General features: G+C 64.4%; 6 protein-coding genes and 3 pseudogenes. 4 read left to right on the forward strand and 5 right to left on the reverse strand.

Going from position 1 to position 13,083, the window contains the following annotated elements; translation table 11 throughout:
- Positions 1-579 precede the first annotated feature (579 nt).
- Positions 580-1,206: a hypothetical protein gene (locus MB84_RS25180; protein WP_052654364.1), complete on the reverse strand. Its 627-nt coding sequence runs from the start codon at positions 1,204-1,206 to the stop codon at positions 580-582.
- 453 nt (positions 1,207-1,659) lie between these two features.
- Here MB84_RS25180 and MB84_RS25185 point away from each other — a divergent pair, with 453 nt between their 5' ends.
- From MB84_RS25185 to MB84_RS25200, 3 genes and pseudogenes are all read left to right on the forward strand, one after another.
- Positions 1,660-2,682, forward strand: a complete 1,023-nt coding sequence (locus MB84_RS25185) for an IS110 family RNA-guided transposase (protein WP_052654366.1) — start codon at positions 1,660-1,662, stop codon at positions 2,680-2,682.
- Positions 2,683-4,591: 1,909 nt separating this feature from the next.
- Positions 4,592-4,789: pseudogene (locus MB84_RS25190) on the forward strand (hypothetical protein); the annotation flags it as partial.
- A gap of 502 nt (positions 4,790-5,291) precedes the next feature.
- Positions 5,292-5,801 carry a ferritin-like domain-containing protein gene (locus tag MB84_RS25200; protein ID WP_052654632.1) on the forward strand — a complete coding sequence of 170 codons (510 nt, stop codon included), beginning with the start codon at positions 5,292-5,294 and terminating at the stop codon, positions 5,799-5,801.
- 97 nt (positions 5,802-5,898) lie between these two features.
- Here the strand turns inward: MB84_RS25200 and MB84_RS25205 are convergent, their stop codons facing one another.
- The 4 genes and pseudogenes from MB84_RS25205 to MB84_RS25215 form a co-directional block, all read right to left on the reverse strand.
- On the reverse strand, positions 5,899-7,119 hold the full coding sequence (locus MB84_RS25205) for an ISL3 family transposase (RefSeq protein ID WP_046292470.1): 1,221 nt from the start codon (positions 7,117-7,119) through the stop codon (positions 5,899-5,901).
- Positions 7,120-7,412: 293 nt separating this feature from the next.
- Positions 7,413-8,548, reverse strand: a pseudogene (locus tag MB84_RS31785) (helix-turn-helix domain-containing protein).
- A 194-nt stretch (positions 8,549-8,742) separates the two neighbouring features.
- Positions 8,743-9,029: pseudogene (locus MB84_RS31160) on the reverse strand (transposase); the annotation flags it as partial.
- A 328-nt stretch (positions 9,030-9,357) separates the two neighbouring features.
- Entirely contained in the window at positions 9,358-11,508 is a 2,151-nt protein-coding gene (locus tag MB84_RS25215) for a hypothetical protein (RefSeq protein ID WP_157122957.1), read from the reverse strand.
- Positions 11,509-12,607: 1,099 nt separating this feature from the next.
- Here MB84_RS25215 and MB84_RS30170 point away from each other — a divergent pair.
- Entirely contained in the window at positions 12,608-12,805 is a 198-nt protein-coding gene (locus MB84_RS30170; protein ID WP_157122959.1) for a hypothetical protein, read from the forward strand.
- The last annotated feature ends 278 nt before the right edge of the window (positions 12,806-13,083 follow it).

The following is a 13,083-nucleotide window of genomic DNA, read 5'->3' on the forward strand; positions in this document are numbered from 1 at the left end:
GGCAGTGTGGGGGTGTTATTTGGGGGGCAAGGTCCTATCGGACGCGAGCACCCAGACGCAAGCGTAATGCATTCCGCCGTGCCGCATCTCTATGCTGACGCGACGCGCATCCTCGCGACAATGAAGGCCGCAGCCAGCCTTATCAACGAAGGCGTTTCCCATGAACGCGAGGCGTCCCGCACCGCGGATCACGCGTGCCTCACCGAGGCAACGCCGGCAGCGGCCAGAGGGAAGGTCCCCCGGGCGAGTTAGCGAAACGTTTCCAAACGTACCGTGGACGGCGTGCCGAGCGCCCCGCCCGGGCCACGCTCTGACGGAGGCGGATACGCCAGGAGACGGAACACGACATCCGGCGCCGCCCGCGCACCGCGCCGCCCGCTCACGGCGCGAACGCGGCGCATCGCTACCCGAGCCGCGGGGACAGGCTCATTGCGTATCGAACGAAATCTGACGGAGCGGGCGGCAATTTTTGTCACCCCGCCGCGTTTTTTGACCACCTACCGGCGTTGCGCGCAAACCGACGGGCATGAGAATGTCGAGCCCCGCGCACCGGGCCCCGACCCACGGGTACGCTCCGGTTCAATGTCGGCTTCGGACCATGCCGTCTCGTGCCTGTTGCGCGCGCGCCGCGCCGATGGCGGTCTCCACGTGCTTTCTCTCTTCAGGCGGGGGCAGCACGGCCGGATAACCGAGCGTCTCGATCCAAAGCTCCCGGGCCCAACCCATCGTGTGGTACAGATGATGAGCCTCCTCGGACTGCACGGCAGACACAGCCTCTTGCAGCACGTTGCCGAGTTCGCCGCCCGTTTTCTGCGCCACGGTAGCGAGCAGTTCCCAGTTTTGGTGGTCCTTGGTTTCCGCCAGCACGACACATTCGGCAGCGGTAATTTGCGCGAGCGCTTCGTCGCCGGCCTGACGTGCCAGTTCTATTGCCTTGACGAGCGACGCGCCGTGGTGTGCGACGACCTCACGTCCGGGCGTGCGCGTATTCGGATCGAGCCCTAATGCGGAGAACACATCGTGCAACACCTGCTGATGGTTTTTCGTCTGTTCAAGGTATTCGTTCCATTCTTTCTCGAGCTCTGTATTTTTTACACACGTTAACGCTGCCGTGTAGACCTGCTCTCCGCCGAGCTCGGTCTCGTACGCCTGAAACAACAGCTCCTGCAGGCCGGGGTCATTGGATTGCATTTTGCGGGTAGTCATATCTATCTCCTGCCAGTGGTGGGGGACTGCCTCGGATAACAACGCATGCAATTACCGCGCCGGCCATGCCGGCCCGGCATTGGCCGAACCGGGTCACGCGAGAGCGTGCACAATGAGCCCCGTCCGCGAGACGCGAACCGGCACCCCACCCCCCAACGCCGGCGAGCGCGCCGCCGCGCTATTCTATTTGCCGCCGCGACGCTCACGCTCCGGTTACGGTTCTAATACGAGGCCTGTGCGCGATATCTGAAACGCCTGACGCGCGGATGGTTCGTACACGGAGCGACTCCCGACGTAGGGAGACAGATGGTATGAACGCCGCCCTCCCTTCGCGCTGGATTCAGGCCCCGGACACGGAAGTGACTTTGGAAGTGTTGGGTCCCTCCAGAACCGAACGGCATCAATGTGCCAAAGTGGAGGTGTCGCGACCACTTGAGGAACGGAGGGACCATCATGAATACTACGACGTTCGGGCTCGACATTGCAAAGCGGGCTTTCCAGATGTATTGGGTCGAAACGGAAACGGGAGAGATTGTGAACCGGCGGTTCACGAAGCAACAGGTTATAGAATTTCTTGGCCAGCGACCGGCCGGACGGGTGGCTTTGGAAGCCTGCGGAAGTGCGCACTGGTGGGCACGCAAGATCGTAGCGCTGGGTCATGAAGTCGTATTGCTGCATGCGAGATTCATCCGCCCGTTCGTCCAGAATAACAAGACCGATGCGACGGACGCTCGTGCGATCTGGACGGCAGCACAGCAACCCGGCATGCGTTCGGTAGCACCGAAGACAGCGGATCAGCAGGCCACGCTGGCCCTGCATCGCATGCGTTCACTGCTAGTCAAGTCACGTACCATGCAAGTCAACCAGTTGCGCGGCCTGCTGTACGAATTTGGCGTGACGCTCAAAGCGGGTCGCGTCGCCGGCCTTGCCGAGGTCCGCGAGCGACTACATGAAATCGAAGAGGTCGTTCCGGGCACGTTGTTCGATGCGCTGCGCGACCAGCTTCAGCACATCGAGCGGATCGACGGCGAGATCAGGAAACTCGAGAGACAGATCGTTGCCTGGCAACGACAGGAGGCGGCATGTCAGCGGGTCGCTACGATTCCAGGTATCGGACCATTGACGGCGACAGCCCTGGTCGCGACGATCGGCGATCCTGCTGCATTCAAATCCGCACGTGAGCTTGCCGCGTACCTCGGCCTGGTTCCCAGGCAAAGCGGTACAGGCGGCAAGGTACGGTTGGGCGGCATAAGCAAGCGCGGCGACAGCTATATACGCATGCTACTGATTCACGGTGCACGAGCGGTCATGTTCAAGAGCAGGAGCAAGGGCGCCTGGAGCGAGCAACTGTCCCTGCGTCGGCCTACGAATGTGGTTGCCGTCGCGCTGGCAAACAAGATGGCGCGAACAGCGTGGTCGTTACTCGCGCACGACAAAACTTACCAGACAGACTACGCAGCACAAAGGGCTAGCTGAAAAGCAGGGGTATCGAGCACGAGTCACGCAGACAGGTTGCGAAGGTCGATAACGATGTGATGGCGAGACAGGTTGGTCCGCAAGAACGTAAGCCTGATTGACGCTGTGCGCTTCGAGCGCGCTAGACAGTAGAGGTCGTTCTTGGCGAATTCCATCAGGGCGCGCAGGCTGGCCTGCAGACGCCGGATATAAGCCTGCAACCAAATTCTCGTCCAATGTCACAACGATATTACCTTGCAAGCCGGGCGGCGTTCATATAAGAGTCAAGCAGCATGGCATTGGGCGCCGGAAGACGCAGGAAGGCGCGCAACAGCGCGCGCCCCCTTCAGACGGCGCTAAGCGGCGTGAAGCACAGGAGTGCGGCGTCTTGCTCGCACGTGGATCGGCATCATGACTTCCGACCTCGTGGCCGTTTGCCTCCCGACGGGGTCGGCCGCCTCGTTCGTCTGTTCGGGCCGGGCACCCGATCGGGACGACGAGTCAGGCGGCCGGTGTCTTGCCCCTAACAGCGGGGAAGTCGGCGACGCTATTGTTTTCTCAGAGGCGGCTCGCTTGTGTCACGGTTGCAGCCCGCCGGCCGGTCCATCGCTCACGGGTCGTGTGGCGGACGCGCCGAGGGGCGCTGAGGCGGACTCGCGGCATGAGCGACCCGCTGCAAACGCGTGTGTCCGCTATCGCGTCATTGCGTCGTGTACCGCCCCGGGGGCGGTCCTTTTGCGGTCCTTTGCTTCACCCTGACAGCTCCGATCCAAGCACGCTGCCGGAGCGGTTATCGCGGTTATCCATGGAGCGGGCGCGGTACACTGCGGGGTGAATTGTGAGGTTTCCGCTGGCGCGTGAGGAGATTGGCGGCAAAGGCCGATCTCGCGCGCTGTCGCTCGCCAAGAGCGTGTCGCGAGCGCACTGAGGGCGCGTTGGGTCGCAGTACCGCGATACGCAACGGCTGCCCGGGGTCCGCGAAAGAAGCGGCCTGTCCCCCGGGCGGCTGCATTCCCATTCACCCTAGGTGCGGGAGCCGCGGGTGAGGTGAGCGCACGGGCCACTGTCGTACGCCGACGCGGTTCACGGGGGCCTCGTGTCGCTCCTGATGTCGGCTGTGGGTCGCTTCCCGGCGGTGCGTTGAAACGCCACGCAGCAGTGCCCTCCGCCGCCCGACGTGAACTGGATGAGCAAACCGCGATCCATGCGCCCGCAGTCTCGTATTTATTCGCCGTTGGCGGGCTTAACACGCGTCACCACGTTTCGGAGTCACGGTCGAGCGCTTTACCCAGCCACAACCGAGCAACGAGACACGGTGCCGCGGGTGGTTTCACCGGCGGCGTGTGAGATGTCTCGACACCAGTCTGCCGACGAGATACATCGTGGAGTTCGCGTTCGGTCATTGTGGAGGCGGGGCAGTGGGGCGCCGCTGAACGGCGGCGTCAGCATTTTTGGATCCGTCGTGGCATTGCGACGTTCGGGCTGTTTCTTCCTCGTCGTCCTCCTGTAGCCGGCGGTCCCGGAGCCGCGCTTCGCACGTCCGCCGGGCTTCCCCGGCCGCACGCATGTCCGGTCGGGGCGGCACCGGCTTACCCCGACGGGCGGGGGCGGCCGAGCGCCTGAACGGGGGTGGCACGCGCGCGGCCGGGGCGTCGCCCCTCCCGGGGATCGAGACTCGCGCTGCGGCGGCTCCCGGAATCCAAGGGACTGACGCCAACCCCGCGTTCCATCGTTCGATGACCTGCGGCTATCGCGGCGCGACGCAGGAGGTTCGGCGCAGGTTTGCGGCTCGCTGCGGCGAAGCGCTCTTTACATATAAGTGTATTTTTTCCAACAACCGCCTTTCTTCCTGTCCCCAGGGGCAGGGAAAGCGCGATGGCACGGCAATTGCAGCCGAGATGGGACACTCGTCCACCCACGAGCAAACCTCATGGAAAGCTTGACGTACTTGCCGGACGCGAAAGGCACGCCGCCGGGTAGGCGGAAATTCACGGGGAAGGAAACGGTCGGCAAGCCGATCAACAAGCCGATCAGCAAGCCGGACGACGACGCGTTCGCCCGCGTGCGCGTCATTTTGATGAACGGCGTGCAGAGCGACGCCCTTCGTCTGACGCATATTCTCTCGCGCATGTGCACTCAGCGCGATTTCGTGGCGAGCGTGCTGCACAAGGCAGTGCAGATGGGGGCGAGGGGAAAATGAAGGCGCGACTCGAACCCTTGCGCGCAGCGCAGAAGAGGCAGCGCATTTTGCGTTGCTCTGCGATTGCATCGTCAAGCCGAGTGCGGATCCCACGGCGCAGACCCCGGCGGCGGAGGTTTGCGGCGTGACGAGCCCGGGTCTTGTGCAGGTGATGTGCGATCCGCGCACCGACGTGTCGCAGGCGCTGACGGCGCTCCTCTCGGGGGAGGCGACGGATCAATGCGGCCGGGAGTGACCGATCGCGACGGCGCGGGCGCGAGGGCTGTCGGAAACGGCGGATGCCTTCCGGGATGCGCCGGCGCACGAGAACGAGCATCTGACGAGCGTCAAGCAAGGGCCGTCGGATATCGCGACGGGCGGGGCGTGAGCTTGCGGTACATGCCGTGGGGAAGCTTTGCCAAACCGGACGCCAACGTAAATGGAGATTGACATGAACGAATCGATAGACCATCTGGTCGACTGGCTGCAAGACGCTTATGCGATGGAAAAGCATGCCGAAACCATGCTCAAAGCGCAGGCGTCGCGACTTAACAATTATCCCGAGCTGAAGACGCGAATCGAGCAGCATATCGACGAGACGATCGGGCAACAGAAGGCGCTCGAAGCGTGCTTGGAAGGACTCGACAGCGGCCCTTCCGCGATGAAGGATCTTGCCGCTCGGATGGGCGCATTCGCACAGGCGCTGGGCGGTGGCCTCGCGTCGGACGAAGTGGTCAAGGGAGCGATGGCGGGCTTCGTCTTCGAGAACATCGAAATCGCCGCGTACACGACGCTCATCGCAGCCGCCCGAGAGTGCGGGTGCGACGACGTACGCCAGACTTGCGAAGCGATCCTTGCGCAGGAGATTGAAATGGCGCGGTGGCTGCTGGCGCATCTTCCGCAGGTCACGGCGGCCTATCTGGCTCGTGATGCGGTCGACGACGATGCAGCCAAACGTTAATTGAGAACGCGCACAGGATATCTTCGGACCCAGGGGGGAATCGCGTGTCGCACCCGGTTCCCTCTTCGCCGCAGCTTGTCTGCGGCTTTTTTTTGGTTCATTGAGCATTACCGGGGAAGGCGGCGCGGATTTTGAGGAAGAAATATTCCTCGTCGCGGTAGCCGTAGGCGCGCCGCTTAATGACCTTGATAGTGTTGTTAATGCCCTCAACGATGCTGGTGTTTAGACGATGTCGGCATCTGGCCAGGATGCCATGCAGATAGCCTTTCAGACGCTGAGCGAAGGTGTTCAAGGGGGCTATTCCGCTTTGCTCGGCCTGCTCGCACCAGTGGTGCCAGGCTTGTTTTGCCCAGGCAGGTCTTCGGTAGAACCAGAGCCGCTTGAGTTCGTCCCTCAGGACATAGACCGTCAGCAGCGGCTGGTTGGCTTGCAGCAATTCGTCGAGCCGGACGGCCTGCTGCCGGTCTAGCTTGTCGCGGTTGCGCAATAACAGCCAGCGGCTCGATTTGATGACCCGGCGCGCGGGACGGTCCTGGCGCAGTTGGTTGGCCTGATCCACGCGCACCCGATCAATGACCTCTCGTCCGTACTTGGCCACGACATGGAACAAGTCATAGACGATCTCCGCCCGTGGGCAGTGGGCCTGGATTTCTAACTCGTAGGCCGTAGTCATGTCGATGGCTACGGCCTTGATGCGTTGGGCGACCCCACGCGGCAATTGCTCGAAGAACGCCCGAGCCGTCTCGCGTGAGCGTCCTGGGCCGATCCACAGCACCTGCCTGCTGATCGGATCGACGACTACCGTCGCGTACCGATGCCCTTTATGCAGGGCGAACTCGTCCATCGCTAAATACTCGATCCTGGACCAATCCGGTTCGCGCACTGACGCTCGGAGCCGGGCCTTGTCCAGCGTCTTGACGGTATGCCAACCCAGCTCGAAGAACCTCGCCACCGCCTGCACGTTGCTCGATTGCAGCAATTGGCTGCAGGCCGCCGCAAGCCGATCCGTCACCCGCTGGTAGCGACCCAGCCAAGTAAGCCGCTCCAGGCGCGGGCCACCGCATTGCTCACACAACAAGCGCCGGCGTGGAACATGAAGAACAACCCGGTACTCAAATAACGGCAGATCTCGCACCCGGCGCACCGTGGTCTCATGGACCTGGCGACATCGTGCGCCGCACTGCTCGCACAGCATCACCTTGGCGGTTGGCTTCAAATAGATCGACAGCGTGCGCCCTGTGCCCTCGGGCCACTCCACGCGTTCGACGGCATAGCCCTGCCAGCCTCCCAGCGACTCCAGCAGCTTGCGATCCAGCATCTCCACGCACTCCTGATGGCAAATTCCTGCCATCAAGAGTACGAAAACTTGTCAAATCCCTCCACGCTATTGCGCGATGAACCTTTTTTTTGGAGCATCGTGGCTCGATGGACAAAGCCGCGCGCATGCCGAGGCAGAAGTATTTCTCATCGCGCGGTCTGCGCATGCCGGTCGATGTGCACCCGGAACTGACCCGTTGGGGATGCGGCTGCTTTCTCAGACTGTTTTACGTTGTCAGGCCGAGGTTCTCGCGTGTATTGGCTGAGACTTGAGCTGACAGGTGGTTGGACGGATTAAGCCGCCACGGCGAGTGAATGAGCAATGCGTTTCTTCTTGGCGAGCGAGCGAGAACTGAGGAAAGTCTGCATGGGCGTCTTGCCATCGCACCGTCGATCTTGATGTTCTCGCCGCATGTTGGACGCGTCAAACGCGTCAGGCCGGATATCGCGGTCGGCACTGCGGTGCGGCGGCGCCGTCGTGTCTGGCGTAGATTTTCTTGCGAAAGGCGACGCGATAGCACGCGTTTAGCCTCGCCTTGTGCGACCGCATCGACGATGCCGTTGGTCCGGGCGACCGGGCACAAGTCCGGGGGTGGCCGATGTTTTCCAACGCCGGCCGACGCTCATACGCATGAGGCTTGGGGTGACCGCAATAGTCGGTGCCATGATCGGTGAGGAGGCGCATCGGCGGGATGCCGTGGCTATCAAAGAAGGGCACAACGCGGTCGTTGAGCCAATCGGCCACCGGCCGTGGCGGTGTGCGATCGTGGCGCTTGGCGAACGCGACCTGCGCGTCGGTCTCGACGAACGTCGGCCGTCAGCCCCGGCCCACCCCGTGGAGCGTGCCGACGCAGAAGGTGTTGCGAGCGCCGCGGTCGCGGCGACACGCTGACTCGCATGCGCCGTGCGTTGCTTCTCACGCTTGGCCGGCGCGAGCGCGGCGAGGCGAGTCGGATCGGGTCGGGTCCGGGTGAGCACCGGCCCTTGCTGCGGGGAGTCGGCCTGCCACGCCGTCAGGCGTTTGTTCATGGTCACGAGGTAGCGAGGTCCTGTCGTGAGGTCCTGTCGTGACGTCGCCGGATACCGCGCACGCCTTGGGGCGAGACGTGCCACGCATGGCGTTTGAGCGCCTCATGGGCGAAGCGCATCGGGCCGTAGGCGGGCAACGCCAGGGCCGCCTCGACCACCGCGGCTTCGACCTGCGGCTCCACGCGATGCTTGGGCGGCGAGCGCCGCCGAGAGATTGCCTGCAGGGCGGCTTCGCCGCCCGTCTCGTACAGAGCTTTGAACCGGTAAAAACTGTCGCGTGAACAGCCCGTCACGCGACCGGCTTGACCGACATTACCGAGCCGGCGGGCCAGCTCGAGGATGCCGACGTTGGCACGAATGACTTTCGGACCTTGCGTCGTGGTGGACTCGCTGCGGTTCAGGGAGCGCAACGTTGCCGTCACCGGATGCGACGAACCATGCTGTGCTGGGAGAAACCGCCAACGGTCAGACGTGGTCCAAGCTATTACACATTAAACAGAGGTACACGTCATGGTCGGCTGTTACGGTCCACGCGAACGGCGTTCAGCCCGAGTGCTCCGTCATGCCGCTCGACGACGTCCCGGGCGTGTGGCCAGGGCGGCACGGTTGTACCATCGATACATGCCCGGCTCCCGCCGATCCGGTCCGGCTCACGTAAGCGCCTGAGCCGGGCCCGATGCAATCGTTCCCCGACGCCCTCGGATTGCCGATCTCGCAACCGGCGCCGGCATGCCATGCCATGCCACTGCCAAGCCAAGTGCTTGCGGCGGATTTTCCCATGGAATTCCGGGGTGCAGGACAAACAGAATGCCGTTGTGGGGCCGCCCGATTTTCCACACGAGGCCGCCCGTCTCCCGCCGAAGACGCTGCAACCGGCCACAACGATTCAAGCGCCTTTCACCGTTCATTGCTGATTTTTCGTCGTGCCATGCCACCTCCGACGCTGCCGTCGTGGCTTTCGATGACATAGTGTTCTCAGCCACTCCCATCACAATCGCAGGCGCACAGGCGGCTCACCTGCGCATCACTGACGCGGCCGCCGGCGAAATGATGTCAGCATGAGGACGGTCGGCGAGTCTCCCGCGCGCTCACGCGGCACCTCGCCCTTGGCCGGACGCACTGCCGGCACCTCGCGCGCGGCCTTCCCTGCACCCTCGGCGCCGAGCGTGCAGCATCGGGCGGCGCCGCCGCCCCTTGGCGCCGGCGGCGCTCACTCGACGGCCCGCTCGTCGTGGTGTACGCCCACGACCTGCGGGTCGTGAGGCAGGGCTAACGTCGGTCGCTCGATATGCGCGGCGTCCGAGATTATCTTTTCCAACGCCGCCTTTCCCTTAATATGGGCGTCGATATATTCGACCGCGCTGATACGCGATTCTCGGGTGCCCTCCTGCGCGATCGTCGCCAGCCCCATGATCCCGGCATGCGGAAAGCCGACCAGTGCCAACACACGCTTGGCGCTCTTGCGGCGAAGGTCCGCGGCTTCCTCGGCAAGCGTCTGCAGGGCCCCTTTGTCGAGCGGCTTAGGTATCGCCAGATATCGCAGCAGCAGCACGCTAAGGAAAAAGCGCCCACGCAGCTCCACGGTGACCATGACCGTCTCCAGGTCGGCGAGCGGGACACTTATCCAATGCGCAATTTTCGCGCGCTCCGCCGGCGTAGCCGTCGGGCTGAGGGCGTGCTTGCGCGCCCGGTCGGCCTTGTCCATCCGAACCGCGGTAGAGCTAAGCCAAAACGTCGTCACTCCCGCCGAGACTGTTGTCACGGCTTTCATCCGCGAATCGCCCGCTCTTGCCAGCACGAGTGCACCGGCGACGCCGGACACCCCGGAGGCCACCAGCCCGTAGAACAAGCGGAATAGGGCCCACTTAGATTGCTCGTCGCAAGCCTTGATCTCATCGCTCACGTTCTGCGCAAAGGCGGTGCGAACCTCTTGCGTTACCTGCGCGAGGGCCTTGAGTTCGTTCATGTCCGCGCGGCCAAGCAGCGTCTTAAACCTGGTGTGCTCCCGCGACGTGCGCACGCTCTCGTCCAGCGCCTCCAAGACGGCGAACGGCGTGCCGGCCGCCGCGACCGAGCGCGAGAGGGTGACCTCATCAAACCTTCGCAACGCCTGCCCGGCCGATTTTGCGCGCGTGCGCTCCTGCACGCCCTGCAACCCATGAAGCAGACCGGCGCCGGCGCCGACCATGGCGCCGACCGTGCTGGGCACAACGGTTGAAAATCGCTTCCAGACATTGCCGATTAACGTGAGCGTTTTCGCCGCGACGCCGCCCAACTGCAGCGGTGTGTCACGAGCCAACATCGTCAGCGACGGCCCCTCCGACATTTTCTGATGGGCCAGGTAACCCGAAATCTCGTCGGACTCAAGCGCCGCCAAAGCGTCCTCACTCGACGCACGCCTCACGTCCGCGGCGTTCGCCTGCGGGCGCTTAATGCGCGTGGCGTCCACAATGTATCGCGCCCTCGCACCGCCCAATTGTCTGAGCCTTGCTTTAAGGTCGCGGCGCCCGGCACTCTGGTGGAGCCGCTTTTTGCACACATAGATTGCCTCGGTGGCCCCCGCGCCGATCATCCCCATGAAAAAGAAAGGTGCGCCCCTCTCTCCTTGTTTGAGCCATTGGGCCACACCGTATCCCGCCGCCATGACCGACCAGAACCAGTACAGCTTCGATCCCCCCTTTCGCAGTTTCTGTTGTGGCACCACCGTTGCCTTGGCGATCTGCACCAATACCGAAGCGCGCGCGTCCGTCTCTCCTGCCGGTGGCGACAACAAGGGCGCCTCAAGCTCCGCACGGCGATTTGGCGCGCCCTCCGCCGCAATCAGGAGTGCCACCCGCGGCGACGTGTCGGAGCCGACGGCACCCGCTTCCAATCGGATGCCACCGCTCGGAGCACTCGCGCGCGACCACGTAGGCCCGTGCTCGCGCGCCGCCCCGTCGCTTGCGGGCAACCGCGATGAGCTTGACGCATCGGGCCCCGCGCGCTCGGTCGTGCCGGGTGTGCCGGGCTCGTCAATGCCGAGCGTTCGTCGCAGGTCTAACGAGGCCTGCGCCGCGTCCATCCGCGCCAGACGCTCGACGTATCGCTGATGCGGGCTCGACGGGGAGAAATCGTATTTTTCTTCTTCCTCTTGCTCACTTGCGGGCGCGAACGCCGAGTCAAGCGCGCCGGCATGCCCGGCGTGTCGCACGGCGGTGTCAACGTCCTGGCCCGGGCGCAGACCACTGTCCAGGGCACTGTCGTGTCCGCCTTCGGTCGGGGGTTCGTCGGCCTCGGGCGGCTGACCCGGCTGACCTTGCGTGATATTCGCCGGAGCAGGACGGTATTGGTAACTTCCTGCGCCTACGGCACCGGTTCGCATGTTGGCTCTCCATGGCAAGCGAATGAAAAGGTGAGGCAATAAAACGGCGAGCGCCTGGCTGCGATACGGCCCACCCGGCTCCGCCCGCACGTGTTGCCCGCCGCCATCCGCGGCCCCCGGACAACGCCCGGCGCCGGCAGGGGCCGGCATGCCGCCCACGGCAGCGGGGGCCGGGGCCATAAACTCGGGCGCACCGGCCCCGGGCGCATTGGCGCGTTATGCCCGCCCCCGCGCCGCTCGCCGGAATTTCGTGGTGAAGCTCCTACGCGAACGGCTCCTTCCTTTTTACAGGGCGTCCGCACCACCGCCTTTCGAAATCAAGTGGCAAAACCCGGTTTTCGGAAATCACGGGGGCGCCGTCGCCATCGTGCCGCGCACGCGAATGAGTCCCCGCGAGCGCACAAGGCGACGCTCAAAAATTTGTCAGCCGCCGACACGGCGTCCCCCGCGGGGCCAACTCCGCCGCAGGATCCGGTGCAGGCCCTCGGCGCTGGCGATGCGCCCGGCCACCGTCCCGGCAGAGGTGCCACCGAACATCGGTCCGAGGCGTCGTGAGACAGCCTCACGGTCCTGACCGCCGCCGAGGTTCGGAGGGCTCGACTGACCCGGCCATATGAGCGACGCGGGTGGGCGCCGGACGCACGCCGCCGCAACCGGCATCAACGTGAGCCGCGGGCGCGGGCGGCAAACCGGGGGGCCGTTCACGCACGCGCACCGGACCTGGCCCATTTCCCTACGATAAGACCGCCGGGTATGCCGCAGCGGGTCGCACGCGCGCGATAGGCGGGCGCCGCCGACACATCGCGTCCCCGCGCCGCGCGGGCGGTCCCCGCGCGGGACACGCACTGTGCACAGACGCGGCCCTGCAGGCGCTCGGCGAGCCGCCGTGCGATGCGTACGCGGACCGCGCGCGTGCTTTGCCACCGCCCGCGGCGCCATCTTCCCCCACCACCGGAACGGCGAAAAAGGTTCGCGCGCGCCGGCCGACGTGCTGCGTCCTCCCCACAGTGCACCGGCCAACGTCGAGGCGATTGGGGCACCTGGCACCGGCAACGGGCAGCCTATAATGGTTTGCACGTCACACCACCGAGGTCAACCCATGGCGATGAGCTCGCGAATCATTCGCTTCCTGCTGGGCGTGCCGGGCAGGGAATCCGACGCGCAAAAACTCGGCCGCCTCTGCGCCCTGGTTCCGAACGCGGTCAATCCCTACCGTAAGGGAACAGCAGCGCACACTGAATGGGCGTCATCCCGAGAAGACCGGCAAAAATTGCTCGCTTATATTTTCCTGTGGTGAGCCCAGGCAAAGCGATGCCGGCAAGACGCGCCGATGAAGACCTCTCTCGCGCGCCATTGGCCTTCGCCCCTGAACGCGCTGCACGCCCCTATGAGGCGTTATGACGCGTGACACCGGCGGGTGGGCCCGGCCTTAGTACATGTGCGCCGACAATTACGCCGCCGTGGCAGCTTGCGCTATGAGGGCAGGGTGGCAAGGCGCAGCACCGCGACCGGCATGGCTTTCGTGAGCACGCCTATGGGCGTGGGCAAAAAGGGGGGTGGGACGAGCCTTCGCGC

Origin of the sequence: Pandoraea oxalativorans (assembly GCF_000972785.3) — a bacterium.
In the GTDB taxonomy this organism is placed as follows: Bacteria; Pseudomonadota; Gammaproteobacteria; order Burkholderiales; family Burkholderiaceae; genus Pandoraea; species Pandoraea oxalativorans.

What these genes read in the sequence shown, in the direction of transcription:
- MB84_RS25185 (WP_052654366.1), top strand. Translation starts at nt 1,660, where the DNA reads ATGAATACTACGACGTTCGGGCTCGACATTGCAAAGCGGGCTTTCCAG.
- MB84_RS25205 (WP_046292470.1), bottom strand. Translation starts at nt 7,119, where the DNA reads ATGCTGGATCGCAAGCTGCTGGAGTCGCTGGGAGGCTGGCAGGGCTAT.
- MB84_RS25215 (WP_157122957.1), bottom strand. Translation starts at nt 11,508, where the DNA reads ATGCGAACCGGTGCCGTAGGCGCAGGAAGTTACCAATACCGTCCTGCT.
- MB84_RS25180 (WP_052654364.1), bottom strand. Translation starts at nt 1,206, where the DNA reads ATGACTACCCGCAAAATGCAATCCAATGACCCCGGCCTGCAGGAGCTG.
- MB84_RS25200 (WP_052654632.1), top strand. Translation starts at nt 5,292, where the DNA reads ATGAACGAATCGATAGACCATCTGGTCGACTGGCTGCAAGACGCTTAT.
- MB84_RS30170 (WP_157122959.1), top strand. Translation starts at nt 12,608, where the DNA reads ATGGCGATGAGCTCGCGAATCATTCGCTTCCTGCTGGGCGTGCCGGGC.